General features: G+C 54.6%; 23 protein-coding genes and 3 pseudogenes. 12 read left to right on the plus strand and 14 right to left on the minus strand.

The window, feature by feature from the left end; translation table 11 throughout:
* Positions 1 to 63 precede the first annotated feature (63 nt).
* Positions 64 to 1611 (minus strand): methyl-accepting chemotaxis protein, encoded by a 1548-nt coding sequence (locus tag EGK14_RS02635; protein ID WP_125287525.1) that lies wholly within the window; start codon positions 1609 to 1611, stop codon positions 64 to 66.
* 768 nt (positions 1612 to 2379) lie between these two features.
* Here EGK14_RS02635 and EGK14_RS02640 point away from each other — a divergent pair.
* The 3 genes from EGK14_RS02640 (at position 2380) to EGK14_RS02650 (ending at position 4551) form a co-directional block, all read left to right on the plus strand.
* Positions 2380 to 3693 carry a CitMHS family transporter gene (locus tag EGK14_RS02640; RefSeq protein ID WP_125287526.1) on the plus strand — a complete coding sequence of 438 codons (1314 nt, stop codon included), beginning with the start codon at positions 2380 to 2382 and terminating at the stop codon, positions 3691 to 3693.
* 153 nt (positions 3694 to 3846) lie between these two features.
* Positions 3847 to 4056 (plus strand): DUF2767 family protein, encoded by a 210-nt coding sequence (locus EGK14_RS02645; protein ID WP_125287527.1) that lies wholly within the window; start codon positions 3847 to 3849, stop codon positions 4054 to 4056.
* A 99-nt stretch (positions 4057 to 4155) separates the two neighbouring features.
* Positions 4156 to 4551 carry a YgiW/YdeI family stress tolerance OB fold protein gene (locus tag EGK14_RS02650; protein ID WP_125287528.1) on the plus strand — a complete coding sequence of 132 codons (396 nt, stop codon included), beginning with the start codon at positions 4156 to 4158 and terminating at the stop codon, positions 4549 to 4551.
* 39 nt (positions 4552 to 4590) lie between these two features.
* Here EGK14_RS02650 and EGK14_RS02655 read toward each other — a convergent pair whose 3' ends face one another.
* The 3 genes from EGK14_RS02655 to EGK14_RS02665 all read right to left on the minus strand — a co-directional run bounded on the left by EGK14_RS02655 (position 4591) and on the right by EGK14_RS02665 (position 6797).
* Positions 4591 to 5085: a CinA family protein gene (locus EGK14_RS02655; protein WP_125287529.1), complete on the minus strand. Its 495-nt coding sequence runs from the start codon at positions 5083 to 5085 to the stop codon at positions 4591 to 4593.
* Positions 5086 to 5134: 49 nt separating this feature from the next.
* Positions 5135 to 6349: a zinc-dependent alcohol dehydrogenase gene (locus EGK14_RS02660; protein ID WP_125287530.1), complete on the minus strand. Its 1215-nt coding sequence runs from the start codon at positions 6347 to 6349 to the stop codon at positions 5135 to 5137.
* 91 nt (positions 6350 to 6440) lie between these two features.
* Positions 6441 to 6797, minus strand: a complete 357-nt coding sequence (locus EGK14_RS02665) for a hypothetical protein (RefSeq protein WP_125287531.1) — start codon at positions 6795 to 6797, stop codon at positions 6441 to 6443.
* Between the two features lie 619 nt (positions 6798 to 7416).
* Here EGK14_RS02665 and EGK14_RS02670 point away from each other — a divergent pair.
* Complete coding sequence (locus EGK14_RS02670) at positions 7417 to 7593, plus strand: general stress protein (protein WP_125287532.1); 177 nt, start codon at positions 7417 to 7419, stop codon at positions 7591 to 7593.
* A 220-nt stretch (positions 7594 to 7813) separates the two neighbouring features.
* Positions 7814 to 8002 (plus strand): annotated as a pseudogene (locus tag EGK14_RS02675) (hypothetical protein); the annotation flags it as partial.
* A gap of 158 nt (positions 8003 to 8160) precedes the next feature.
* Here EGK14_RS02675 and EGK14_RS02680 read toward each other — a convergent pair.
* Positions 8161 to 10557: a membrane-bound PQQ-dependent dehydrogenase, glucose/quinate/shikimate family gene (locus EGK14_RS02680; protein WP_125287533.1), complete on the minus strand. Its 2397-nt coding sequence runs from the start codon at positions 10555 to 10557 to the stop codon at positions 8161 to 8163.
* A 565-nt stretch (positions 10558 to 11122) separates the two neighbouring features.
* Between EGK14_RS02680 and EGK14_RS02685 the strand changes: the two genes are divergently transcribed.
* The 3 genes from EGK14_RS02685 to EGK14_RS02695 are packed head-to-tail and all read left to right on the plus strand — an operon-like array spanning position 11123 to position 13637.
* Positions 11123 to 12145: a methionine ABC transporter ATP-binding protein gene (locus EGK14_RS02685; protein WP_125287534.1), complete on the plus strand. Its 1023-nt coding sequence runs from the start codon at positions 11123 to 11125 to the stop codon at positions 12143 to 12145.
* Positions 12138 to 12806 (plus strand): methionine ABC transporter permease, encoded by a 669-nt coding sequence (locus tag EGK14_RS02690; RefSeq protein WP_125287535.1) that lies wholly within the window; start codon positions 12138 to 12140, stop codon positions 12804 to 12806. Before EGK14_RS02685 ends, EGK14_RS02690 begins: the two co-directional genes overlap by 8 nt.
* 18 nt (positions 12807 to 12824) lie before the next feature.
* A complete protein-coding gene (locus EGK14_RS02695) occupies positions 12825 to 13637 on the plus strand; it encodes a MetQ/NlpA family ABC transporter substrate-binding protein (protein ID WP_125287536.1) in 813 nt (270 codons plus the stop codon).
* A 126-nt stretch (positions 13638 to 13763) separates the two neighbouring features.
* Here EGK14_RS02695 and EGK14_RS02700 read toward each other — a convergent pair whose 3' ends face one another.
* The 3 genes from EGK14_RS02700 to EGK14_RS02710 all read right to left on the minus strand — a co-directional run bounded on the left by EGK14_RS02700 (position 13764) and on the right by EGK14_RS02710 (position 15628).
* On the minus strand, positions 13764 to 14180 hold the full coding sequence (locus tag EGK14_RS02700) for a putative T6SS immunity periplasmic lipoprotein (protein WP_125287537.1): 417 nt from the start codon (positions 14178 to 14180) through the stop codon (positions 13764 to 13766).
* Positions 14177 to 14716 carry a hypothetical protein gene (locus EGK14_RS02705; protein ID WP_125287538.1) on the minus strand — a complete coding sequence of 180 codons (540 nt, stop codon included), beginning with the start codon at positions 14714 to 14716 and terminating at the stop codon, positions 14177 to 14179. The genes EGK14_RS02700 and EGK14_RS02705 overlap by 4 nt, the downstream gene beginning before the upstream one ends.
* Before the next feature lie 204 nt (positions 14717 to 14920).
* A complete protein-coding gene (locus EGK14_RS02710) occupies positions 14921 to 15628 on the minus strand; it encodes a B3/4 domain-containing protein (protein WP_125287539.1) in 708 nt (235 codons plus the stop codon).
* 43 nt (positions 15629 to 15671) lie between these two features.
* On the opposite strand from EGK14_RS02710, the gene EGK14_RS02715 reads away from it, so the two are divergent.
* Positions 15672 to 16277, plus strand: coding sequence for a helix-turn-helix domain-containing protein (locus EGK14_RS02715; RefSeq protein ID WP_125287540.1), 606 nt, complete (start codon positions 15672 to 15674; stop codon positions 16275 to 16277).
* Between the two features lie 26 nt (positions 16278 to 16303).
* Here the strand turns inward: EGK14_RS02715 and EGK14_RS02720 are convergent.
* A pseudogene (locus EGK14_RS02720) lies at positions 16304 to 16462 on the minus strand (ectoine/hydroxyectoine ABC transporter ATP-binding protein EhuA); the annotation flags it as partial.
* Here EGK14_RS02720 and EGK14_RS02725 point away from each other — a divergent pair.
* Positions 16462 to 16740 (plus strand): annotated as a pseudogene (locus tag EGK14_RS02725) (LLM class flavin-dependent oxidoreductase); the annotation flags it as partial. The pseudogenes EGK14_RS02720 and EGK14_RS02725 sit on opposite strands and share 1 nt — an antisense overlap.
* Positions 16741 to 16783: 43 nt before the next feature.
* Here EGK14_RS02725 and EGK14_RS02730 read toward each other — a convergent pair.
* The 4 genes from EGK14_RS02730 to EGK14_RS02745 all read right to left on the minus strand — a co-directional run bounded on the left by EGK14_RS02730 (position 16784) and on the right by EGK14_RS02745 (position 21058).
* Positions 16784 to 17737 (minus strand): sulfonate ABC transporter substrate-binding protein, encoded by a 954-nt coding sequence (locus EGK14_RS02730; protein ID WP_125287541.1) that lies wholly within the window; start codon positions 17735 to 17737, stop codon positions 16784 to 16786.
* 695 nt (positions 17738 to 18432) lie between these two features.
* On the minus strand, positions 18433 to 20253 hold the full coding sequence (locus EGK14_RS02735) for a glycoside hydrolase family 15 protein (protein WP_125287542.1): 1821 nt from the start codon (positions 20251 to 20253) through the stop codon (positions 18433 to 18435).
* Between the two features lie 210 nt (positions 20254 to 20463).
* A complete protein-coding gene (locus EGK14_RS02740; RefSeq protein WP_199746345.1) occupies positions 20464 to 20691 on the minus strand; it encodes a helix-turn-helix domain-containing protein in 228 nt (75 codons plus the stop codon).
* Between the two features lie 154 nt (positions 20692 to 20845).
* Positions 20846 to 21058 carry a hypothetical protein gene (locus EGK14_RS02745; RefSeq protein ID WP_125287544.1) on the minus strand — a complete coding sequence of 71 codons (213 nt, stop codon included), beginning with the start codon at positions 21056 to 21058 and terminating at the stop codon, positions 20846 to 20848.
* Between the two features lie 51 nt (positions 21059 to 21109).
* Between EGK14_RS02745 and EGK14_RS02750 the strand changes: the two genes are divergently transcribed.
* Entirely contained in the window at positions 21110 to 22078 is a 969-nt protein-coding gene (locus tag EGK14_RS02750; protein ID WP_125287545.1) for a UV damage endonuclease UvsE, read from the plus strand.
* Between the two features lie 50 nt (positions 22079 to 22128).
* On the opposite strand, the gene EGK14_RS02755 is transcribed toward EGK14_RS02750, so the two are convergent.
* Positions 22129 to 22914 carry an OBAP family protein gene (locus EGK14_RS02755; RefSeq protein ID WP_125287546.1) on the minus strand — a complete coding sequence of 262 codons (786 nt, stop codon included), beginning with the start codon at positions 22912 to 22914 and terminating at the stop codon, positions 22129 to 22131.
* A 238-nt stretch (positions 22915 to 23152) separates the two neighbouring features.
* Here EGK14_RS02755 and EGK14_RS02760 point away from each other — a divergent pair, with 238 nt between their 5' ends.
* Positions 23153 to 23545, plus strand: coding sequence for a cupin domain-containing protein (locus tag EGK14_RS02760; protein ID WP_233598432.1), 393 nt, complete (start codon positions 23153 to 23155; stop codon positions 23543 to 23545).
* The last annotated feature ends 13 nt before the right edge of the window (positions 23546 to 23558 follow it).

Raw genomic sequence — 23558 nt, forward strand, 5'->3', positions numbered from 1 at the left:
GCGTGGGCGCATTAAGGCTTATTGTTATAGTGAAACCCCGGCGGGATGCCGGGGGTAAGGAAATTACACTTCGGACAGACGGAAGGTGGAAACAGAGTGGTTAAGGAAGTGCACCTGCTCTTCCAGCGAGGCGGAAGCCGCTGCCGACTCCTGCACCAGCGCGGAGTTCTGCTGGGTCACGCTGTCCATCTCGGTTACCGCCTGTTCAATCTGGCTGATACCGCGGCTCTGCTCGTCAGACGCGGTCGAAATATGATCCATCAGTACATCGACCTGACTTACCGAGGCGATAATCGCGCCGATAGCGTCGCCGGTACGGCTGACCTGATCGGAGCCGGCTTTGATATTGGCGACCGATTCGGCAATCAGGCTTTCAATTTCTTTTGCCGCTACCGCGCTGCGCTGCGCCAGGTTGCGAACTTCGCCCGCCACTACCGCGAAGCCGCGGCCCTGTTCACCCGCGCGCGCCGCTTCCACTGCCGCGTTCAGCGCCAGGATATTGGTCTGGAAAGCGATACTGTTAATCACGCCGGTAATGTCTTCAATCTTCCTAGAGCTACTGTTGATTTTGCCCATGGTGACGATGACTTCCTGCGAGACTTTTTCGCCGGTTTTCGCGTTCTTCACCGCTTCGCTGGTCAGGCGGCTGGCTTCAAAGACGTTTTCGGTATTCTGTTTTACCGTCGCGCCCAGCTCTTCCATGCTGGCGGCGGTCTGCGTCAGCGCAGCGGCCTGCTGCTCGGTACGCGAAGCCAGATCGACGTTACCGGCGGCAATTTCCTGCGAGGCGTGCGACACGGTCTGCGTGGAGTTACGCACCTGGCTGATGATATCGGTCAGCGAGCGGCGCATTTGCTCCATGGTGCCCATCAGATCCTGAATTTCGCTGCGGGAAGAGGCCACCACCGGCACCGGTGTATCCAGGATACCCTGAGCAATCTGGCTGCAGTGCGTTTTAGCGCTGTCCAGCGGGCTGAGCACGTAGCGCTTCAGAAACATCAGTACGCCTGCGATAACCACCAGGAACAGCACGCCGAAGGCGACGATCAGGCCGATACCAAAGGTGAAGTGATCCTGCGCGTCGCTGTTCAGGCGCTTCGCGTACTGCTCGTGCAGCGCAAGCACTTTATCCAGCACGACTTCATACTGGTGATCCAGGCTGATTACGGTCGGCAGCTGCGCTTTAAAGCGCGCCTGATCGTTGGTTTTAGCCGCGTCCAGCAGCGGATCGATACCCTGACGGCGGTAGGTTTCATAGGTGGTGCGATACTCATCGGCCAGGCTGGCTTCGCCATCCAGCTTCGGCGCGGCCAGATAGGCCTGGAAAGCTTTATCCGCTTTGCCCAGCACCTCGTTCAGCCCGCTAATCGTCTGCTCAGACTGCAGATTGCCGCTGTTTTCCATCGTTTTCATATTTTCCATCAGGCGTACGCGCAGGGTACGGCTGTGGTTAATAGGATCGATAATAGACAGCACTACGCGGATCTCTTTATTCACGGCATCCAGTGACGTATTGCTGCGGGTTAGCAGCCAGACGTTAGCGATCATGCTGGTAAAAAAAATGATAAACAGGAATAGCAGAACTAAAAGCGACGATCTTTTCAGGGACATCTGATTAGCCTTAAAGAAAATAGGATGCTTTCTCTATCGGCAAATTGCGCTAAAGATTTAGTCTTATGGCCGGTGGGGCAGAGGAATATATCGGCTGTCAGGCAAAATCAAAGGGTTGTACAGAGGTGACACGGTAACGCAATGCTTTCGTGTTGGTACGAATGCATCCATAGCTTATGAAAAGCAGGATTATTAAAGAACATAATTAAAAGGAGGGTGCTAACGATTTGCGTGACGGTGTCACTTATATTAACGGGATAAAAAGATATGTTCACCTTTATTTGTTACGCTGTCACAAAATAAGAGATGCTGACAGGAAACAATGGTCCTTTATAAGTGACGCTGTCACATAAAAGCAGTACTGATCCCTGTAAAAAGAGTGCCGGGCTGCCGCATCTCGCTGTCCGGTGTCGTAATGTATCACCTTTACTGCAGTCGAAAACGCATCCGAGCGCTACACAGGGCCCACGTTTTACCCTTTCTTCTCTTCCCTCTTTCAGGGCCACAGGTAGTTTGATCGCAATCACAATAACCCGCTTTTACGGCCGGTAAAGCCGATCGTCGTCACTGTTCTTTGTTAAAAAAATGATGATTTTTTATTACATATTATTATCAACATTCGGGTGGTACAGCCATAAAACAATAGCTTAACGCGACAGGCGGAAACGCCCGTCTTACTTTTTATACCTGCCCGGATTTGAACGATAACTTTTGCTGATGGCCGTCGTGCCGCAGCCCGCGATAAGCATTCGAAAGAGGGGAAGTAATGTGCTGACCATACTGGGTTTTTCGATGGTGACCTGTTTCATGTACCTGATCATGACCAAAAGGATGTCGGCGCTGATCGCGCTGATTATCGTGCCGACGGTCTTCGCGCTGGCGGCAGGTTATTATCATGGACTTGGCGAAATGATGTTGAATGGCGTAAAAGCGCTGGCGCCGACGGGCGTGATGCTGACCTTTTCCATTCTCTACTTCGGCCTGATGATCGACGCCGGGCTGTTTGACCCGCTGGTACGCTTTATCCTGAAAATCGTGCGCGGCGATCCGCTTAAGGTACTGGTAGGCACGGCGGTTCTGACGCTGCTGGTCTCGCTGGACGGCGACAGCTCCACTACCTATATGATTGCCGTGGCGGCGTTTCTGCCGCTCTATCGCAAGCTGGGCATGAATGTGCTGGCGATGACCTGTCTGGTCAACCTTGCCAGCGGCATTATGAATTTGTCGCCGTGGGGCGGCCCAACGGCGCGCGCGGCGGCGGCCTTACATATTGATGCGCTGGACATCTTTATCCCTATGCTGCCCGCCATGTTTCTGGGCTGCGTCACGCTTGTCGGGATGGCGGTGCTGTTCGGCATCCGCGAGCGCAGAAGGCTGGGGGTAATGAAACTTGATAACGATCATCTGGATAATATCGAGCTGGGTCTGGGCGACGCGCAGGAATGCGAAGCGAACCGGCGGCCAAAAATGTTCTGGCCTAACTTTATCCTGACCACCGTGCTGCTGGTGCTGCTGGTTACCGGACTGATGCCTATCCAGATCCTGTTTATGCTGGCTTTTGCTATCGCGGTAATGCTGAATTACCCATCGCTGGAACAGCAGAAAGCACGTATCAATACCCATGCAGGCAACGTGCTGGCGGTCACCTCGCTGATTTTCGCCGCCGGCGTGTTTACCGGCATTCTGTCCGGCACCGGCATGGTCGACGCGATGGCGAAAAGCCTGCTGGCGGTGATCCCACATAGCTTCGGGCCTTATCTGGCGATCTTCACCGCGCTGGTCAGCCTGCCATTCACTTTCTTTATGTCTAACGATGCGTTCTATTTCGGCATCCTGCCGGTGATTGCCCAGACGGCGCTGAACTATGGTATCAGCGCAGAAGAAATCGCCAGGGCCTCAATCATCGGCCAGCCTTTCCATCTGCTCAGCCCGTTAGTGCCTTCGGTATATCTGCTGGTTGGACTGGCGAAAGTGGATATTGGCGACCATCAGCGCTTTGCCATTAAGTGGGGGATCCTGGTCAGTATGGCTCTGCTGGCAGGCGGCCTGCTGTTTGGCGCCTTCCCGTTCTATAGCCGCTGACCCTCCGGATGCGTCGGCGATTTATTGTGATTGCCATCACAATAAGTCGCCCGGGCCGGGTGGCCCAATGGCGATACGACGTTTCAGGATTAATACTTTTGGTCGGCTTTTCCTTCAAGGCGGAAAAGATGCTGGTTTAAAAAGCGAGGTCTTATGAAACGTGATGTATTGAGCGAAGAATATTATGACGAAGTCTGTCGGGTGATTGGCGATGCGGCCATCGTGCTGGCTGAAAGCGGACACAATACCAGCCGGGATATCCTGGCAAACCTGCTGGTCAGAACGCGCCATGAGCGAACAGATGCAGATCGGGACGAGCAGAAGGTGCTGGAACACGCGATTCGTCTGATAAAACCTGATTAATTCAGGTTTTTTACACTTTGTACCTGAAAAGTAGCGGCTTTCTGCCAGGCTTAAGTGATGCAGAAACAAGATCGGACTTTTTAAACGAAAGGAGTGTTTATGAAAAAAGTGCTTACGCTGGCCGCGCTGCTTGCCCTTAGCCTGAACGTTATGGCCGAGGACAAAGGGGGATTTAAAGCGGGAGAAACGCCGCCACCGCCGCACAAGCAGGATGCAGGCTATAAAGGCTCGGAAGATACTAACGAGAGTTTGGTGAAGTCGGTCCGCACGCTGAAGGAAGGCTCCTGGGTGACGATGGAAGGGAACATCATCAAAAAGGTTTCTGGTAATATTTATACCTTCCAGGATAAATCAGGCAATATTAATCTGGTTATTCCCGAATCTGCCTGGGGGGGAGAAAAGTACGATGCCAAAGATCTGGTACGGGTGAGCGGTTTTGTAAAACATAAAAATAAGCAAACGGAAATCGCGGTAAAACAGATTGGCGATCCGTAACACGCTTAAGGGCGAACGCTAAGGTTCGCCCAGTGCCGTTCAGCGTTGGTTTTGTAGCAGTTCAGTAAGATGTTGCAGAGCAAACAGGGCGGCTTTCCTTACCACCTCTTCGCAATCCCCGGAAAAATGCTGTTTTAGCGCATGCACCTCGCCATTCGGCAAGCCCCAGCCAAACCACACCGTACCCGCAGGCGTGCCATCTTCGCCGCCGTCCGGCCCGGCATAGCCGGTTACCGCAATGCTGGCTTTTTCGCCCGACACTTCTTTTGCGCCGGCCGCCATTTCGCGCGCGGTCGCCTCGCTTACCGCCGTGTATTTCTGGAGCGTTTTTTCGCTGACGTGCAGAATGCGGTGTTTGGCGCTGTCGGTATAAGTTACAAAACCGCTGGTGAAATAGCTGCTGCTGTCGCTTGCCGCGCCCAGTGCGGAGCTGACCAGACCTGACGTGCAGGATTCGGCGGCGGCCACTTTGGCCCCGGCCTGTAGTAAAATTTTGCCGAGTCTTTCGGCAGTATTAAGTAATTCCTTATCCATTGAGAGACCCCGTTGCTAGTGGCCCCGCCGCGATGACGGGGCAGAGTTGTCAGCTTTGTGGCACGAGTTCGGTTTTAATCCAGCCTGGCTGACGCTTGTCAAAGGCTTTATAAGCTTCAAGTACGTCGCTAAGCGGTTCTACTTTCGTTAATACCTTAACCGGATCGATGGCACCGGTGCGTACCAGTTCCAGCAGGCCCGGTATAATAGTGTGATGGTTGCAGTTGCCCATCTTAAGGGTCAGATTTTTATTCATCGCCTTGCCGATAGGGAAAGTTTCCGCTTCCGGCGGATAAACACCGATAATGCTTAAACGGCCGGCCTTTTTCAGCGTGGCGATAGCCCATTCCAATGCCTGAGTGGGCGCGTCGCCCGGCACCCAGCTGCCCGCCTGCGGATGCGTTTCCGGCGCAACCTGATCCACTTCCGCCGCAAATTTTTCCGCTTTTTGCTGCGCCTCTTCCGCTGCCGGGCCGTGGTGCGCATGTTGGCTGTCTACACCGACCGCATCAATAGCGCAGTCCGCGCCGATGCCGCCCGTCAGACGCTTAAGGGTTTCTACCGGATCTTCTTCTTCAAAATTGACCGTGAATGCGCCCTGACGACGCGCCATAGCCAGGCGATCGGCATGGCCGTCCACCGCAATCACGCGGGCGGCACCCTTGAGGAAAGCACTGGCGATAGCGAACTGGCCGACCGGACCGCAGCCAAAGACTGCGACAACATCGCCTTTTTTGATTTCGCCCGCTTCCGCGCCAAACCAGGCTGTGGGGAAAATATCGCTAACCATCAGCGCCTGCTCGTCGCTGACGTTATCGGGAATTTTTACCAGCGTATTGGCGGCATAGGGAATGCGCGCCTTTTCCGCCTGAAGCCCGTTTACCGGGCCTGTCGCGGCCGGGCCGCCGAAGAAACAGGTACCGGCGGCAGGCCCATTGGGGTTGGCATTATCGCACTGGGCGGTATTGCCTTCCCGACAGGGCGGACAGGTGCCGCAGGAAACGGTCGAGCAAACCACTACCCGGTCGCCGACAGCGAAATTGCGGACGTCGTCGCCGAGCGCTTCGATTACGCCAACGCCTTCGTGTCCCAGAATGGTGCCGGGCTGCATTTTACTGAAGGTGCCGCGAACAAAATGCAGATCGGTGCCGCAGATAGCGGAAGCCGTCAGGCGGATCACCGCATCGGTTGATTTTTCTATTGCTGGCTCCGGGACATCATCAAGACGAATGTCGCCGACAGCATGCCAGACTAAAGCTTTCATAAGCTCTCCCTTTTTATCTATCTTGCCTGAGCGTCAGGCTTCCGCTGAAAAGTATAGATAAATTTTTACGGGAAGAAGGGGCCGGGGGCGTTTAACGTTCGGCGATAAGTAATGGCCGCAATGCGGCGCCAGGCGGCGTTTTTGGAGGCTTGTCCGAATTCTGTGCCGGCAGCTCGTCCCTGAAAGCCCTGTCAAAGGGCGGCAGCAAACAGAAATCGGTGCCGCGCTGTTGATGAAACTCCGTCAGCCACTGGCTGTAAAGGGCCAGTAAGCCGTCGTGGTTCTCGCTGTCGCCGAGGCGGCGGATAAACAGCCAGCGTGGCGGCTCGGCGCGGTCGCGCACGTAGAGTTCAGGCTGGACGCTACCGCCGCAGGCAGTGATACAAACTTCGGAAAACTGGATCTTCGGCCATTGTCCCAAACGGGTCAGAAAATGTTGTTTTTCCATGCTCCACCGTACTATGCACAGTTAAGGGGCTGATTGTGCGGCAGTCATGCTGCGCGCTGAACCAGAATCGCTATTCCCTGAAGCCGTCCGGCCGTGGCCGAAGAAAAAAATGGTGTCCGCTCTTCGCTGGCGCGGAGCCACTGGCGGTTTAATCGATTTTGTAAAAATTCGTTAATTAAGTCCAGCTATTTGTGTGGTTATTGGCATTATCAGGAAGGTGCCAGGCCAGTATCCAGGCAGCGGCGTCCGCAACGCTGTTACGCAGAAGAAAGTAAAAAAAGAACGAAGCGGCAGTAGGTTATAACGAAACGGCAGAAATTGGTGAAGGATTAATATTTTCTTATTTGCTCCGTGTATAAGCTAATAATTCCTGAGGCGGGATAAGTATTTTTTAAATATAAAATTAAAATCGATTAGGTTTTTTTTGTGATTTATCTTGTTAATCAACAAGATATCAGGTCATAATTTTTACTTATTTTTATGCCGCCGTTTCCTTGCAATTATAAGCGTGGCTGCTAGATTTAACTACGTAACACATTCACTGATTTTTAATTCCCCCCGGAATTAAATAATTGAGAAAAAACCATTGAGTATTATTTAACACGAAGAGGACATTTGTATGACTCAGCATCGTGGTAATTCAAATTCAGGTAATTTCGCAGAAGATCGTGAAAAGGCGTCAGAAGCAGGTAAAAAAGGCGGACAGAGCAGTAGCGGCAGCGGCAGCTTTAAAAACGACCGTGAAAAAGCCTCTGAAGCCGGCAAAAAAGGTGGCGAGAAGAGCCGCCGCAGCTAAAGTGTAATGCGCCTGCCGTGCGCAGGCTTGCCGCCATCGTGCCCTCCGGACGGTGGCGGTTGCGCTTACCTTCACTTCCGCTCCCTCTGATACTTCCGTCTCCTGATGACCCAGCGCTGAATATTCCTCTATACTGGTTGAAGCAGAGAAATAACCGGTATCGGCAGCAGAGCCTGTAATATGAGCTATCTGAAGATGCCCGCTCAGAAAAGGAGAGCCCGTGTTAAAAATGATCGCCAGCGTATTTACCAGCCCGGAAAGGTTGCTTAACGCCATGTCCCGCAACGATATGCAGGAAGCTAAAAATGACGGCGAACGTATTTTGATCGATGAGGACGGTGCGGCGTCGGTGAATTTACAAAGCCAGGAAGTTCATGAGGATTTCGCCCGCCACGTTGCCATGCTTAAGCACACGCGCAAAACGCCGCCGGACGAGGAAGAACGCAAGAAAAAGCAAAGACATGTGCTGCTGCCGGAAGAGATATCCTGAACGCTAAGCCGTTAAAACGCCCGGAAGCAGGGACGAACTAAAAGAAACCCCACGATGCCGCGTGGGGTTTTTTATGCTTACTTTTTCGGCAGCGCGTACGCGACCAGCGCGTCGCCGGAAGTGGTACCCAGCCCGCCGTGTCCACCTGCCGCAATCACCACATACTGACGACCGTCCTTACCGGTATAGGTCATCGGCGTCGCCTGGCCACCCGCAGGCAGCCTGGCTTTCCACAGCTCGTGGCCCGTGGCTTCGTCAAAAGCGCGCAGGTAGTTATCCGCCGTAGCGCCCATAAATATCAGCCCGCTGCGGGTAATGATGTTGCCGCCCATCATAAAAATGCCGGTTGGCAACGGCGCGTTGGTATGGGTGCCGAAAATATTCATATTGCGCGTGGTGCCCGCCGGTCTTTCCCAGGCGATTTTCCGGGTGTTGAGATCGATGGCGATCAGCTTGCCCCACGGCGGCGCGCTGCAAGGTGCGCCCAGCGCCGTCAGCCAGGGTTTCACCACGGCCGCCCAGCCGGTGCCATACTGCGGCCCTACGGCGAACTCTTTGGGTTTCGGATAGGATTGCCCGCTGGCCCAGCCTGCCCACGGCTTCATCAGGCCCTGTTTGATCGCCTCGTCATGCTTCATCAGCTCCATGGTAAAGGGAATATAGCTGGTGTTGGCTATCAGTAAATGCCGCTGCGGATCCACCGAAGCGCCGTACCAGTCCATGACGCCGTCAAAGGCGGGATAGGCAATGGAGGTGCCTTCCGCAGGCGGCGTATACTGGCCCTGATAGCGATAGCGGTGGAGCTGAATACGGCAGATCAGCTGATCGATCGGCGTTGCGCCCCACATATCGGTTTCTTTCAGATTTGGCGGCGCAAGGTTCGGCATGCCGACCGGATCTGGCTGCGTAGGCGACAAATGCTCGCCCGGCAGCGAAGGTGAGGTCGGCACCGGCTTCTCATCCACCTGCGCCAGCGGTTTGCCGTTGCGGCGATCCAGCAGGAACAGCTTGCCCATTTTGGTGGTCTGCACCAGCGCAGGCACGGTTTCGCCATTTTTGCCCGGCAGGTCGACCAGCGTTGGGCCAACCGGCACGTCGAAATCCCAGACATCATGATGCACGGTCTGGAAATGCCAGCGCTCTTCACCGGTATGAATATCCAGTGCCACCAGCGCGCTGGAATACTTCTCGTCAAAAGGTCGCCGTTTGCCGCCGTAATAATCCGGCGTCGCGTTGCCCAGCGGAATGTAAATCAGGCCCAGCTTTTCGTCCGCCGTATAGGTTCCCCAGCCGTTAGGCGTACCGTGCGTATACTCTTCGCCAGGCTTCAGCGGCGCGTTCTGCGGCGTTCTGCCCAGATCCCAGGCCCAGGATAGCTGGCCGGTTTTTACGTCATAAGCGCGTACCACGCCGGAGGGTTCGCCGGTGGTCTGGTTATCATATATCCAGCCGCCCAGCACGATGCGGCCTTCCATCACCATCGGCTGCGAGGTAATAAAATGAAAGCCCGGCGGCACCTGGCCCATATGGTCGGTCAGGCTGACGTAGCCCTTGTTGCCAAACGAGGTGCAGGGTTTGCCAGTTTGCGCATTCAGCGCCACCATGCGGGCATCGCTGGTGGTGGTGATGATTTTTTCCGGGCAGGTGCTGTCATCCACAGCCTTGCTGTAAGCCACGCCGCGGCAGGCCAGATATTCATTGGCCGAGGTATCCACTTCAGGATCGAACTTCCAGCGCTGTTTGCCGCTGGTGGCGTCAAGCGCAATCACCTGGCGATGCGGCGTACAGATAAAGAGCGTGTTGCCAACCTTAATGGGCGTCACCTCAAAGCTGAACTCGCGTCCCGCTTTATCTTCCCCTTTACGCAGGGTATCGCCGGTATGGAACTGCCAGGCGGGCTGCAGCTGACCGACATTGGCGGGCGTAATCTGCGTCAGTGGCGAAAAGCGCTGGCCATCGCGCGTACGGCCATAATGCTGCCAGTCATTATCATTATCTGTCGCGATCGCGGCCTGAGCTGCCGATACCGGCTGATGATGCACAAAGCGCGTTGCCGTTACGTGCCAGCCTGACCAGAACACCAGCACAATAGCGGCCAGATAGACCACGCCAGCCAGGGTGCCTGCGCGGCGCTGCGTGTGCATCACCGGTCGGACGATCCACGGCAGGCTGCACCAGACGCCCAGTACGGCCAGCGCGAAAAGCCGCGGCATCAGCTTCCAGCCGTCCAGACCGACTTCATACAGCGACCAGGCCAGGCAAATCAGAAAGGAGAGCAGGTAAAGCCAGAGACCGACCGGACGGCGTTTAACAATAAAAATGCCGCTAAGGAAGAAACCGGCACCAAAAATCAGGTACCAGGGCGTGCCACCCAGCGTTGCCAGCCAGCCGCCGAGCACCAGGAAAGCCAGGCCGAACAGGCCGACGACAATCCCGGTGATGGAAGGTAGGGTGAACCAAAATTTTTTCTGCATAAGGTTTTAATAAGTGAGTAACAGGTAAGGCAAGCATAGAGGATGCAAAGTTTTGCAAAGATAGCCGGTGCGGAGAAAGGCGTGATTGGGTGTAACAATGTTACTTTTCAACAAATTACTATGTAAAGATTATTGTCTCAAAATCTTACTATGGGCTGTCGGCAACAGCGAGGCGGCATTTTATGGCAGTACACACGTTAATAAATGGTTATTTATTGCGCGATTAATAGCCATCCAGACGGCAAGAAAGACAAATCGCATTAATAGCTGGTAACATTGCGCTCCAGTTAATACTGTTAATATTTGGCTGCTTTGCTGAAATGAAGTAGTGATAAAAACCGCTATAGTGAATCAGCTATAAACAGCACAGCTATGATGCGGACAGGCCGCGCCAGCACCAGCTACCTTATGCCTTTTGGCTATATATCATGGTATTTGGGTCTTTGCTGACCCGCGACCGGCCTGACGCTATCCCGTATCATAAGCATCACCAATAACATATTAAAAACAGTCAGTTTATTAACCAGCCTGCGGGCTGCACAACACGGGATAAAACAGGCGACAAATGATAGTTTTGCGTAATGTTTCCAAAACCTTTCACGCTGCGGCTGGCCCGGTGACGGCGGTTGACGATGTTAACCTCACCGTCGAACAGGGGCAGATTTACGGCATTATCGGCTACAGCGGCGCGGGGAAAAGTACGCTGATCCGCCTGCTGAACGGACTGGAAAAACCGACTTCCGGCAGCGTCACTATTGCCGGTAAAGATATCGCACAGGCGAAGGGCGAAGCGCTGCGTCAGGCGCGTCTGAAAATCAGCATGGTATTTCAGCACTTTAACCTGCTGTGGTCGCGTACCGTCAGCGAAAATATTGCCTTTTCACTGCAAATCGCCGGCGCGCCCAAGGCCGCCATTAAAACGCGCGTGCAGGAACTGATCGAACTGGTCGGCCTGAAGGGCAAAGAGCACGCCTATCCTGCCCAGCTGAGCGGCGGGCAGAAGCAGCGCGTAGGTATTGCCCGCGCGCTGGCTAATAATCCGGAAGTGTTGCTGTGCGATGAGGCGACTTCGGCGCTGGATCCACAGACCACTGACGCCATCCTCGATTTGCTGCTGGATATCAACCGCAAGCTACAGCTGACTATCGTGCTGATTACGCATGAAATGCACGTAGTGCGTAAAATCTGTCACCGCGTGGCGGTGATGGAAGCGGGCAGAATTGTGGAAGAAGGCGAAGTGCTGTCGGTATTTACTCATCCGCAGCAGCCGATTACCCGGCAGTTCGTCAAGCAAACGGCAGAGTACAGCAGTGCCGAGACGCCGTTTAACCCTGAACTGATTGACCGCACGGCGGGTAGCGTGCTGAAGCTGACCTTTGTCGGCCAAAACACGCAGCAGCCGATTGTAGGCGAACTGACGCTGAAATACGGTATGCCTTTTAATATTCTGCACGGCAAGATGACGCAAACCACCAACGGCACTTTCGGCGAGCTGTGGTTACAGGTTGCCGCCACCGGCAGCACGCTGGAAAACATCCTGGCCGATTTACACGCCCACGCTATTATGACCGAGGTGGTCCATGACTGAGACGCTTTTTCCCCATCTGAAGCTTGAGCGGCTTTGGGCGGCAACCTGTGAAACCCTCTATATGACCTCGCTGTCCGGTCTGGCGACCTTTGTGCTGGGCATTTTATTCGGTCTGGCGCTGTTTCTGACCGCGCGCGGCGGCCTGTTTCAGAACCGCGCCGTTTATTCGGTGATTTCGGTGCTGGTTAACGTTTTCCGCTCCATTCCTTTTATTATCCTGATTGTTTTGCTGATCCCGTTCACCAAAACGTTAATCGGCACCATTCTGGGCGCGGATGCGGCTTTGCCCGCGCTGATTGTCGGCGCGGCACCGTTCTATGCTCGCCTGGTCGAAATTGGCCTGCGCGAAGTGGATAAAGGCGTCATTGAGGCTTCCCGCTCAATGGGCGCGCGGCTGAGCACGCTGATCTTTCGCGTACTGCTGCCGGAATCTTCACCGGCGCTGGTTTCCGGTATGACGGTAACGCTGATTGCGCTGGTCAGCTACAGCGCGATGGCCGGGGTAATCGGCGCGGGCGGGTTGGGTAACCTGGCCTATCTGGAAGGCTTCCAGCGTAACCACAGCGATGTCACGCTGGTGGCGACGGTTATGATCCTGATTATCGTTTTTATTATTCAGTTTATTGGCGATTTCATCACAACACGGCTCGACAAACGCTAACTCACGAAGGAAGTAATAATGAAAAAGACACTGACGCTGCTGGCTGCGGCAACCCTGGGCGCGCTGAGCCTGAGCGCATGGGCAGACACCCTGACCATCGGCGCATCCAACGTGCCGCACGCGGAAATCCTGGAGCAGGCCAAACCGATCCTGGCGAAGCAGGGCATCGATCTGGAAATCAAACCTTTCCAGGACTACATCCTGCCGAACACCGCGCTGGCCAGCCGCGATATCGATGCGAACTATTTCCAGCACGTACCTTATCTGAACAGCGTGCTGAAAGATCATGCCGACGACAAGAGCTATGATTTTGTCAGCGCGGGCGCAATCCATATCGAGCCGATCGGCATCTACTCTAAAAAGTACAAATCGCTGAAAGATCTGCCGCAGAATGGCAAAGTCATTATGCGCGACGCAGTATCGGAAGAAGGGCGTATTCTTTCTATCTTTGAGAAAGAAGGCGTCATCAAACTGAAGCCGGGCGTGAGCAAAGTTGACGCGCGCATCAGCGATATCGTGGAAAACCCGAAACATCTGAAGTTCCTGGCTAACGTGGAAGGCGCGCTGCTGCCGCAAATGTATAATAACGACGAAGGCGATGCGGTAGTAATTAACGCTAACTACGCTATCGACGCAGGCCTGGATCCGGTAAAAGATCCGATTGCAGTTGAGAGCGGCGAAAATAACCCTTACGCCAATATTATCACCGTGCATCGCGGCGACGAAAATAAGCCGGATATTAAAGTGCTGGTGACGGTGCTGCATTCTAAGCAAATCCAGGACTGGATCCGCACCAAATATAAAGGCGCGGTTATTCCTGTTAATAACTGATTGCTGTTTAATAAAAAAGGCCGGGAAACCGGCCTTTAGTGGCGCTCGCACACTTACAGAACCTCCATCAGTCAGCACAGAAAACAGGCAGTGCCTTTGTTGTCGATGGCTAACGGAACGACGATATTATAAATCAGGCTGCCGGATCTCCTGCAGCATAAAATTGCCGGCTTTATCTTTTTGCAGTCGGATAGTCTTGCTTAACCTGTATCTTTCAGCATCGTTATTCGTGGATATTCCCATAAGTATGGCGTAATCCCCCTCCTGCCAGTTAATGTCAGGATAAGAAACGCATTCGCCTACCGGAATCACAGGCAAGGTAGACTGAGGTTCAGATTGCCAGAAGGTTTGCCATTTTTTTCCGGTGATTTTTGTTACGGATACGCCTCTGTTTTGGAGCAGGCGGCTTTTTTTTTGAATATTATAAGGCGCGGAAAAGCAAGGCATGTTTTCTTTTAGCTCGACGTCCAGCGGGTAAAAGTAAGGCTTTTCAAGGTGACAGCCGCTCACCAGCATCACGCAGGCTAGCGTTATTTTTATCATGGTAAATCCCTTTTAGCTGAAGGATCGCTCAGAAACCCCCGCATTACCCATTCATACTTAGCAAGAAGATCGGGCCCGATAAGACCCTCGAAGTTAGCTACCGCTTCAAAATTCGATCGACCAAACGTTATTGGCCAGAAATAGTCGGCAATGATGCAGGCCTGTGCTTCCATACCGTAGTCAGAAATTAGCTTATAGTTGGGCAGTGAATAGCGATAAGAAACTGCCCAGCTCAGTGTGCCTCGCAGCTTTACGTTAAGGCCTGTCTGGTATTGCCATACATGAGACATTTCGTGAATAAACCAGTGCTGCTCATACGGCAGAGTCTGAGAAAAGTCAGAACAATAACGTTGTGGCATAAAATATATCTCGCCGTCAGGCGTAACGGCCGTATCTTTATTCTGCAGATTAAATGGGAAGTAGCTGCCCTTATGAACTGTAACCCGGGAGTAATTGATAGCGTTTTTGAAAATACTTTCTGCCAGCCTGATTTCTCCAGACGTTAAATGTCGTGATTTGGTTTCCTGCCCGCTCATTCTGCTCTCCTTGCGTTTATAAGCTGAAGAACTCTATCATTCCCTGCTTTTACAGCAAAAGCAGAATCTTTCTTTTCGGGAGGGCGATCTCTCTTTTTTATGCACTGGTTTACGACTTATGTTTTGATAATTATGAAACGTATCGTCGGCGGTTTTTATACAAAAGCGCAGCGCCAAAATAGTCAGGCGCTGCGGGCAACAAAATCAGATGCCGCTATTCAAACAGCCCGACCCAATCGTTTTTACCTCAGTCTGCACGCCCGGCATCATCAACGTCAGGCCGCGGATCAGCTCATCACTCGCTTCCAGCAGCGCCTCATACGGCATTGACGGCAGGCTTTCCAGTACAAACCACATTTGCGTGGCCTGAGCATCCAGCCGGGTACGCACGCCCTGACGCCAGTTCCAGCGGCGACAGGTCACGCCCTGGTCGTCACACCAGATAACTTCACCGACCTCCGGTGACTCCACGGCCGCGCTGCCTTCTTTAACCGTATCAAACAGCTCGCTGCCGTCGGCTATCACCAGGCGCGGCTGGCCCACATAGGCGGCAATATTCTCGCCGCCGACCGGAATGGCGTAGCGAAGGCTGATAGCGTTGTACAGATCGACCACCGGATCGATGCCCGGCAGCGTACCGTCGCGCTGCACGCGTTTCCGCAGCGCTTCCGCTGAACAGGGTGTGCGCCTGGGTTTGGCGCCGAACTTTTTAAAGGTTTCCGCCCAGTCGGCCAGGTGCGCTGCCGCCCAGGCGGGCGAATCGGCAAGCACCGCCTCGCAGGCCTGTGCAAGAAACGCTTGCGCAATCGAGGGGTCAGCCAGCGGCGCGGCTTTAACGGCGATACTCAGGGCGCGAAAGCCCGGTGCAAGGTCGGCAATAGCCGGGGCGATTGACGGGGTGACTGTAATCATTCCATAATCCTTCGGTGACTAATTTATCCTATACTAATGACCAATGACCAAAAAAGTCAATAAAGCGACCGATGCGGGAGCCGATATCGACAGCGTCAGCGCTGCCGTCTCGCGCACTATTAAAACCCATCGCAAGGCGCAAAAGCTTTCGCTGGACGAGCTGGCCCGCCGCGCGGGCGTCAGTAAAGGGATGCTGGTGGAAACCGAAAAGGGTACGGCGAACCCCAGTATCGGTATTTTATGTAAAATTGCCGCCGCGCTTGGCCTGTCGGTGGCGGATATCGTTAACGTTACTGATTCGCCTGCCGCATGGCTTATCACCCGCGAGGAGATCCCTACGCTATGGCAGGGCGAAAAGGGCGGTTCCGCGCGCCTGCTGGCCGGCACGCGCGGGCCGGATATGATTGAGCTGTGGCGCTGGGAAATGCATCCGGGCGAAAGCTTTTCCTCGACGGGTCATCCGGCGGGCACGCTGGAGCTGCTGCATGTTGAAGAAGGCACGCTGAACCTGCAAACCGAAAACGCCGCGCTGACGGTCAACGCGGGCTGCTCGGCCGTCGCCAGAACGGATATGGCGCACCGCTATGCTAACGAGACCAACAGCCGGCTGGTCTTTACAATGACCGTGGCCGAGCTGTACCGGGGCTAAAAAGAGACAGAATATTTGCCTTTCGCCTACAGCACTTTTTCCAGAAAGCGGCGGGTACGCTGATGAACAGGGCGATTCAGCACCCGCTCGGCGCTGCCGCTTTCAATAATTTTGCCGTCCACCATAAACACCACGCGATCGGCGACCTGCCGCGCGAAGCCTATCTCATGCGTGACCACTACCCACGCTGCCGCGCGGCGAATTCTTCGGTACCCCGCAGCAGGTGGCCGACGCGCTGATTGCATGGGTGGAAAAGGGCGGCGCGAGCGGTTTTATCCTCAGCGGCCCGGTGCTGGTGGAGTCGCTACGCGATATCACGCGTGATGTACTGCCGATACTGGCGGCATGCGGCTACTGACGGCCTTCTGACGAAACCACGCTGCGCGGCAGGCTGGGGCTGCCGTTTAAAGTCAATCGTTACGCTGAGCCGGTGCCGGAACTGACTGAAATCCAGCAAGATTGATGACGGACAGCGCCGTGCCGCCCGTAGCAAGGCCGGGTCAGGCTCAGTGTGGTTGCTTATCCAGTGTCCAGGTGGCGCTGCTGACTTCCACCTTTACCGGCAGCAGGCCAGTCTGCGTGAATTTATCGGCCAGCGCCTGCTGCTGCCTGAACACTTCCGGGGTCATCCTTTGCGCGCCAAAAGGCATTCTGGCGAGGGCTTTCTGCCAGATCGGCTGCGGCAGGCCGGTTGAGGACGAGAGGATTTTCGCCGTTTCTTCGGGATGGCCGTTAGCCCAGTCGCTGAGCTTGCCCAATTCGCCCAGCACCTTTTCCGCCGTTTGCGGGTGCGCTTCCGCAAATTTACGGCTGGCCAGATAGAAGGTGTAGTGCGGCACCAGTCCTTCCGCGTTTTTCATTATTCTGGCGCTGGCGTGAGTTTCTACTTCCGCCAGGTAAGGATCCCAGATAACCCAGGCGTCCACCGCGCCACGCTGAAAGGCGGCGCGGGCATCGGCAGGCGGCAGATAAACCGGCTTGATATCCTTATAGCTCAGCCCGGCTTTTTCCAGCGCGGTAATCAGCAGATAGTTAACGTCCGAGCCCTTGTTCAGCGCCACGCGCTTGCCTTTCAGATCGGCGACGTTTTTAATGGGAGAAGCCTGCGGCACCACGATGGCTTCGGTTTCAGGATTAGCGGGCGAGTGGCCCAGATAGACCAGTTCGGCCTGCGCGGCCTGGGCAAAAACCGGCGGCGCGTCGCCGGTCGCCGCCAGATCGATGCTGCCAACGTTCAACCCTTCCAGCATTTGTGGCCCGGCCGGAAATTCCACCCAGCGTACCTGAATGCCCTGTTTTTTAAATTCATCGTCCAGCGTGCCGCGATATTTCAGCAGCGCGAAAATATTCGCTTTCTGATAGCCAATATTGACCGTTTCCGGCTGGCTTGCTGCCAGCACCTGCTGTGAAGCTGCCGCCATAACCAGCGCGGCAACGCTGCTAACAAGATAATTTTTCATGGTTTTCCCCGTAAAAGTCTTCAGCGCACCATAACAAATCGGTTGCGCGACGCTTAACGAGTAAATCTGCTGTCCTTAGCATGAAAAAACATATTGGCATTGAAGGCGGCTGAGGTAAAAAATGGCAACAGCTCACAGCTCACAGCTCACAGCTCACAGCTCACAGCTCACGGCTTTCGGTCATGGTGACTTGCTTGCCGGATACGAGTTGTGCAAAATTTGCCCGACCATACCCAGGGGAATAGCAATCAGTTAAAGCAGGGATGACGAGGACGTAAAGATAATCAGCGCGCTGGCGCTGTTGCTTTCTGCCTGCGCGCCTCAGGGCAGCATAGAACGCCATACTATCCATGGCGTACATAAATTGCGAAGGCCAATTCCAACCCTGATATGCGCATGCAGCTGGCCGGCTCCATCCGCATGACACGGCCCGGTTTCAGGCTGTTTATCAGGCAGGCGTAAAGGACAGGGCTGCCGTATTAGGAAAAGCGCAAACGAAAGCAAAAGCCGCCTGTGCGCTCAAGCCTGAAAACCTGCCGGATGCCGCCGTTACCCATGCTTTGCCTGGCCAGGCGTACCTTGCCGATGCGCGGGCAGCGGCCTGGCTATAAAGAAAAGCCTTAGCGCTGCGTCAATAAGCCAGCGCCTGGCGGCAAGAATGGCCACGCGAGAGCCATCCCTGTCTTAACCTTTTTTCATTCGCCTTTGGCTTCGGTTAACGCCTGGGCCGCGCAGACCAGCGCCAGATGGCTAAGCCCCTGCGGCAGGTTGCCGCGCCAGCTGGCGGTTCTGACGTCAAACATCTCGTTAAAGATTTCCACGTTGCCTCTGTCGCACAGGCTTTCCAGAATTTCATGCATGGACGCTTCCGCGCGTTTTGTATCCCCCATTGAAGCGCAGGCTTCCACCAGCCAGAAAGAGCAGGCCACAAAGGTGCTTTCTTCCTGCTCCACGCCGCTGTAGCGATACAGCATAGCGCTGTTGTGGCCCAGCTCACGGCGGATGGCGTCATAAGTTTTCAGCATGCGTTCGGGATTGACGCTGTTGCCATACTGGTGCATCAGTGCCAGCGAGGCGTCCAGCTTGTCTTCGCAGCCGACATAAAACAGATAGGCCTGGCGGCTCTCCGACCAGCAGTGCTCTTCGATCCAGTCGCGGATGCGATCGCGCTCGCGCTCCCAGCGGGCAACCCAGGTAGGTTCGATATGTTTGCCTTCGGCCATCGCGACGGCCTGATCCAGCGCCAGCCAGCAGGCCATTTTGGAGTGGGTGTAGTGCTGTTCGTCGGGCAGCTCCCAGATCCCCGAATCTTTTTGCCGCCAGCTGTCAGCGCAGCAGTTGGCCAGTTCGCCAAGCATTCGTGAGGTGGCAATATCCAGCACGTGGCCCGCCTGGATAAACAGCCGGGCGGTAGCAAGCATATCGCCATACATGCTGAGCTGCACCTGATCGCGCGCATTATTACCCACGCGCACCGGCTGCGAATCCTCATAGCCTCGGAGCGGCAGGTAACGCTCTTCCGGCACCAGACTACCGTCCAGGGTATAGCAGGCGCGCAGCTTCACGCCGTGGCGGATAATGGTGTGCGTCAGCCAGGAGAAAGCGGCCTTACAATCTTCCAGCGCCCCCAGGTAGACGAAGGATTTGATGATCAGGCAGGCGTCGCGCACCCAGGCGTAGCGATAGTCGTAGTTCTTCTCGCCGCCAAAGCCTTCGGGTAAGGATGACGTCGCCGCAGCCGCCAGCGCGCCGGTTGGCGAATACCAGAGAAATTTTAGCGACAGCGCGGAGCGCTTAACGTGCGGCGAGAACAGCCCTTGATAAGAAAGATGGTTGACCCAGTCGCGCCAGGCGGTATGACTGGTTTCAATCCTGTCGTCGATCGCCGTGAGATCCGGCACGGCTAACGGCTCTTTTTCACTCGCCAGCAGCGCTATCAGCGAATGCGAACCGGGGGAGGTAACCAGGCGTCCTTCGACCGCTTCATCGCACAGCCAGCTAATCGTTACGTCTTCGCTGGTGCGCAGCATGGCCATCAGATCGCCGATATGAAAAACCGCGCCGTGATGGGTATCCGCTACCCACGGCGAGCGGCTTTCCGCCATCGTGCCCAGCTTAAGGCGCAGGTTCAGCACAACTTCGCCTTCAACGCCTTCCACACGTCGCGCCAGCTCGCTCCACGGCAGACGGCCCGCCAGCGAGCTGTTCAGCGATTCGGTGAGGCGAACCGAGCCGCTTTCTGTGCTGTATAGCGTTTCCAGGACGTTGCTGTCCTCGCGATAGCGCCGCTCGACGCGGTAGCTGCCTTCGGGCTCCAGCTGGAAAAAACCGCCGATGCCGGGATCGAGAATGCGATCGAACAGCGGCGGCGAGTCCAGATTGGGTGCGCACCACCAGTCGATGGCGCCATCGGGCGCGATCAGGGCCACGGAGCGCCCCTCGCCGATGGCCGCATAGTCGCCGAGACCGGCAAAACCCTCTTTGCGCACGGGAGAGCGGTAGGTTTTATTTTTCACTCGACGTCCCTTGTTCAGAATATATAGGCGGCCTGAGCCATAAAACCATGATGGCTCACCGAATGACATCAGGCTCTGGATTGAAAAGTATAGATAAGTTTTCAGCTTGCGCAGGTAAAGCGCCCGGCATGATGGCGCCCGGGCCGCACCATAGGGGGTAATAGCGTAATAAGCGCGGCCGCGAATAGCATGGTGCAGACGTGTTGGTTATTAAAGCGTCGCTGGCGGGCGAGAAACCAGCACTTCAATCGGCACGTCGAGCGCCAGAGCCAGATTATTCAGGGTCAGCAAGCTGATATTACGCTTGCCGTTTTCGATATCGCTAAGATAAGTACGATCGATGCCGCTACGCTTGCTCAGGGCAATCTGACTTAGCTGCTTGCGTTTGCGGAACAGACGTATCCGTTCGCCGACGCTAATTAACAGACCGTCATGCAAAGTATTTTTCTCCGGCAAACACAGGCTGGGATTCACCCTGAATTTATATAACAACATTCTGATTTAACAGCGTTAAATATCATTTAAGACTATTCCTGGTAATCATTGCCTGACTGACCTGACCGATGCCATTCCCTTTACGCCACGATAATTTTTAACGCTGCTTTCTGTTGCGGTAGAGATCCGGCTGACAGTCGGTTTCAGTATTCGGAGCGTCACAGATGGCCGGATAGTCAGAAACGATCGCCATCGGGCCGTCGCGCCTGTTGCTGAGGAAGGGGGCAAACTGCCGGGGCGTGGTCACGCGGGCGTCGCCGTTTTCCCAATATTGTTGAAAAACCGCGCGACCGGCAGCCTGACGCCCCACAATTCTTCCTGAGTTGTTACACTCAGTTCTGGTGTCTCAACAGGAGTAATCATGAAACTGGGCTTTGCTTGTAAATATTTTAATACCGAGGCAAAACAGCCTTTTCCATTAAGAGCCACCACGCGCACCCGATTTTTAAGCCTGGATAAAGCAGCGCGACTGGCGCTAATCAGCGACATATCGCAGCATAACCTCAGCAATCTTTACCTGACGCTGGAAGCGCTGGCGAAAGAGCCGGAAGCGCTCCGTATGATGCGTTTGGGGAGCGATCTGCTGCCTTTATTTACGGTGCCGGAAGCGAACGAGCTGTATCAGGACTATTTGCCGGAACTGTATTCGGCGCTGGCCAAATGCGGCGATTTCGCCCGAGCCCATCATATCCGCCTCTCTTTCCATCCGGGACAATATTCCGTGCTGGCGTCAGATAATCCACTGGTGGTGGAACGAGCCATTGAAGACGTAGAGTATCATACGCTGTGCGCGAAGCTGATGGGCTACGGCAAAACCTTCCAGGATTTTAAAATCAATATCCATATGAACGGCAAGGGCGGTTTTGAGGGATTTAAAACCGCGTTTAACCGCCTTAGCCCGGAAGCGAAAAACATGCTGACGGTGGAAAACGATGAGATTTCCTGCTCGCTGGATGATGTGCTTCAGGCGCAAGAACTCTGTCCCATCGTGCTGGATATTCATCACCATTGGGTAAAAGAGAACGAATTTATCCGGCCAGACGATCCGCGTATCCCGCAGATAAAAGCTTCCTGGCGCGGCGTCAGGCCGGTGCTGCACTATTCGATTTCACAGGAAGGTATCATTCCGCCACACGGCTGGCCAAATCAGGAAGAATTAGGCGTAGCAAGAACCAAACTGCGGGCGCACTCCGACTATTATTTTAACGATACGCTGAATGACTGGGCTTTATCGTTCAAAGATTTCGATATCATGTGCGAAGTGAAAATGAAGAACCTGGCGAGGGATCGGCTGTTTAACTATGCCGGGCAGGGCAAACAACAGGATTAGCGCACGCGGAACATGCGCGATGGCGCACATGTTCCGTTTCCCCGCCTTGCTCAGAGCTTGCCGCTGCGGGTCTGCTCTGAGGTGGTAAAATGGGTTTCACCATGCGCGATATCACCGCCGCCTTTGACGCTTTTCAGCTGAACGGTATCACCCTGTTCCCAGGCGTTCGCGCCTGCCGCTGCCGGATGCGCAATGATATCTTTGCGTGACGCTCTGATTTTCTTCGTGTCCACATCAAATCTCTTATCGCGATCGATCAGCAAACGCGGATCCATCTGGCCGTCGGCGGTAAAGCCCATCATCAGCGCCGGAATGCCCAACGGCAGCGTTTTATCACGATCGGTATGCCATGTATGCCAGGTTTTGCCATAGGTATTAACAATACGCGACATCAGCGCTTTTTCAGCCAGCGGCGGCAGGCCAGGTGCGATCAGCGTGCCGGATTTCACCTCATACTGATGGCTGTGCCAATACTTTTTCTCTTCCGGCGGCAGCGTTTTAAACAGTCTTTCGCTGATAATATATTCCACGCCCATCAGCTTCGCATCGCGCGTGTTGCCGTCGTATATTACCGCCTGCATCACGTCGTCGTTAAGAATAGTGACGTAATGATGCGCCTCCATCTGACCATTGCGATCGCCGTTATAGAAATGAAAGCCGTCCAGATAGGCGTTAATAGCGTCAATGGGCGGGCGGGACTGCATTGCTGCCGCACCGGTATCCAGCAGTTTTTTTTCCGTCGAGGTCGGGGCGCCTGGGCTGGTAACTTGCGAGGGCGAATTGTGCGCGCCGCAGCCGCACAGCAGCAGGGCGATCAAAGGCAGGGTTCCTTTCATTTTGTCTCCGTAAACTGAAAGTGTCTGAAATTGTTTAATGCTGATACAAAATGTCAGTAAAAGCCTGGCAGGTAACGGTCATTTCGCAACGTGGTTGTTCCGGCATTTTTTCTTCTTAAGGGGGAGGCCGGGCGCTGTTTTTCTGCCTGGAAGAGGCGAGCGGCATCTCCTTTGTGACACGGCGGCCGATCTTCTACTAAGTTAAACATGAGGACGCTATTTTATAAAGGAGACCGCCTTGACTGACCAAAAGAACGATCCGGAAACAATCCAGACTACCGAACTGCTTCAAACCAGCGAAGCCTGGAACGGTACGCCCTATACCGCTTATCCCGCCGGCAAACCCCAGCTTACGGTAATGAAGATGACTATTCCGCCGCATACGTCGCTGCCCTGGCATTCGCATCCAATGCCAAATATGGCTTATTTGCTCTCTGGTCAGCTGACCATCGAAGATAAAGAGAGCGGCAGAACGCATCAAGTAAAAGCAGGCGAAGCGCTGAACGAGGCAACGGGCGATATTCATCGCGGCTATACCACTGACGAAGCCGCTGAGCTGGTCATCTTCTATGCGGGTGCTGAAGGCTTGCCGTTGTCGGAGCCGTTGCCCGGCGAGCCTGCGGAGTTTTAACCGGTTGACGGCA

It is taken from the genome of Erwinia sp. 198 (assembly GCF_003937915.1).
In the GTDB taxonomy this organism is placed as follows: Bacteria; Pseudomonadota; Gammaproteobacteria; order Enterobacterales; family Enterobacteriaceae; genus Erwinia; species Erwinia aeris.

Coding starts and splice junctions, on each gene's coding strand:
- EGK14_RS02660 (WP_125287530.1), bottom strand. CDS start 6,349: ATGAAAGCTTTAGTCTGGCATGCTGTCGGCGACATTCGTCTTGATGAT.
- EGK14_RS02690 (WP_125287535.1), top strand. CDS start 12,138: ATGACTGAGACGCTTTTTCCCCATCTGAAGCTTGAGCGGCTTTGGGCG.
- EGK14_RS02705 (WP_125287538.1), bottom strand. CDS start 14,716: ATGAGCGGGCAGGAAACCAAATCACGACATTTAACGTCTGGAGAAATC.
- EGK14_RS02665 (WP_125287531.1), bottom strand. CDS start 6,797: ATGGAAAAACAACATTTTCTGACCCGTTTGGGACAATGGCCGAAGATC.
- EGK14_RS02700 (WP_125287537.1), bottom strand. CDS start 14,180: ATGATAAAAATAACGCTAGCCTGCGTGATGCTGGTGAGCGGCTGTCAC.
- EGK14_RS02755 (WP_125287546.1), bottom strand. CDS start 22,914: ATGAAAGGAACCCTGCCTTTGATCGCCCTGCTGCTGTGCGGCTGCGGC.
- EGK14_RS02635 (WP_125287525.1), bottom strand. CDS start 1,611: ATGTCCCTGAAAAGATCGTCGCTTTTAGTTCTGCTATTCCTGTTTATC.
- EGK14_RS02655 (WP_125287529.1), bottom strand. CDS start 5,085: ATGGATAAGGAATTACTTAATACTGCCGAAAGACTCGGCAAAATTTTA.
- EGK14_RS02710 (WP_125287539.1), bottom strand. CDS start 15,628: ATGATTACAGTCACCCCGTCAATCGCCCCGGCTATTGCCGACCTTGCA.
- EGK14_RS02715 (WP_125287540.1), top strand. CDS start 15,672: ATGACCAAAAAAGTCAATAAAGCGACCGATGCGGGAGCCGATATCGAC.
- EGK14_RS02730 (WP_125287541.1), bottom strand. CDS start 17,737: ATGAAAAATTATCTTGTTAGCAGCGTTGCCGCGCTGGTTATGGCGGCA.
- EGK14_RS02750 (WP_125287545.1), top strand. CDS start 21,110: ATGAAACTGGGCTTTGCTTGTAAATATTTTAATACCGAGGCAAAACAG.
- EGK14_RS02685 (WP_125287534.1), top strand. CDS start 11,123: ATGATAGTTTTGCGTAATGTTTCCAAAACCTTTCACGCTGCGGCTGGC.
- EGK14_RS02670 (WP_125287532.1), top strand. CDS start 7,417: ATGACTCAGCATCGTGGTAATTCAAATTCAGGTAATTTCGCAGAAGAT.
- EGK14_RS02650 (WP_125287528.1), top strand. CDS start 4,156: ATGAAAAAAGTGCTTACGCTGGCCGCGCTGCTTGCCCTTAGCCTGAAC.
- EGK14_RS02645 (WP_125287527.1), top strand. CDS start 3,847: ATGAAACGTGATGTATTGAGCGAAGAATATTATGACGAAGTCTGTCGG.
- EGK14_RS02680 (WP_125287533.1), bottom strand. CDS start 10,557: ATGCAGAAAAAATTTTGGTTCACCCTACCTTCCATCACCGGGATTGTC.
- EGK14_RS02695 (WP_125287536.1), top strand. CDS start 12,825: ATGAAAAAGACACTGACGCTGCTGGCTGCGGCAACCCTGGGCGCGCTG.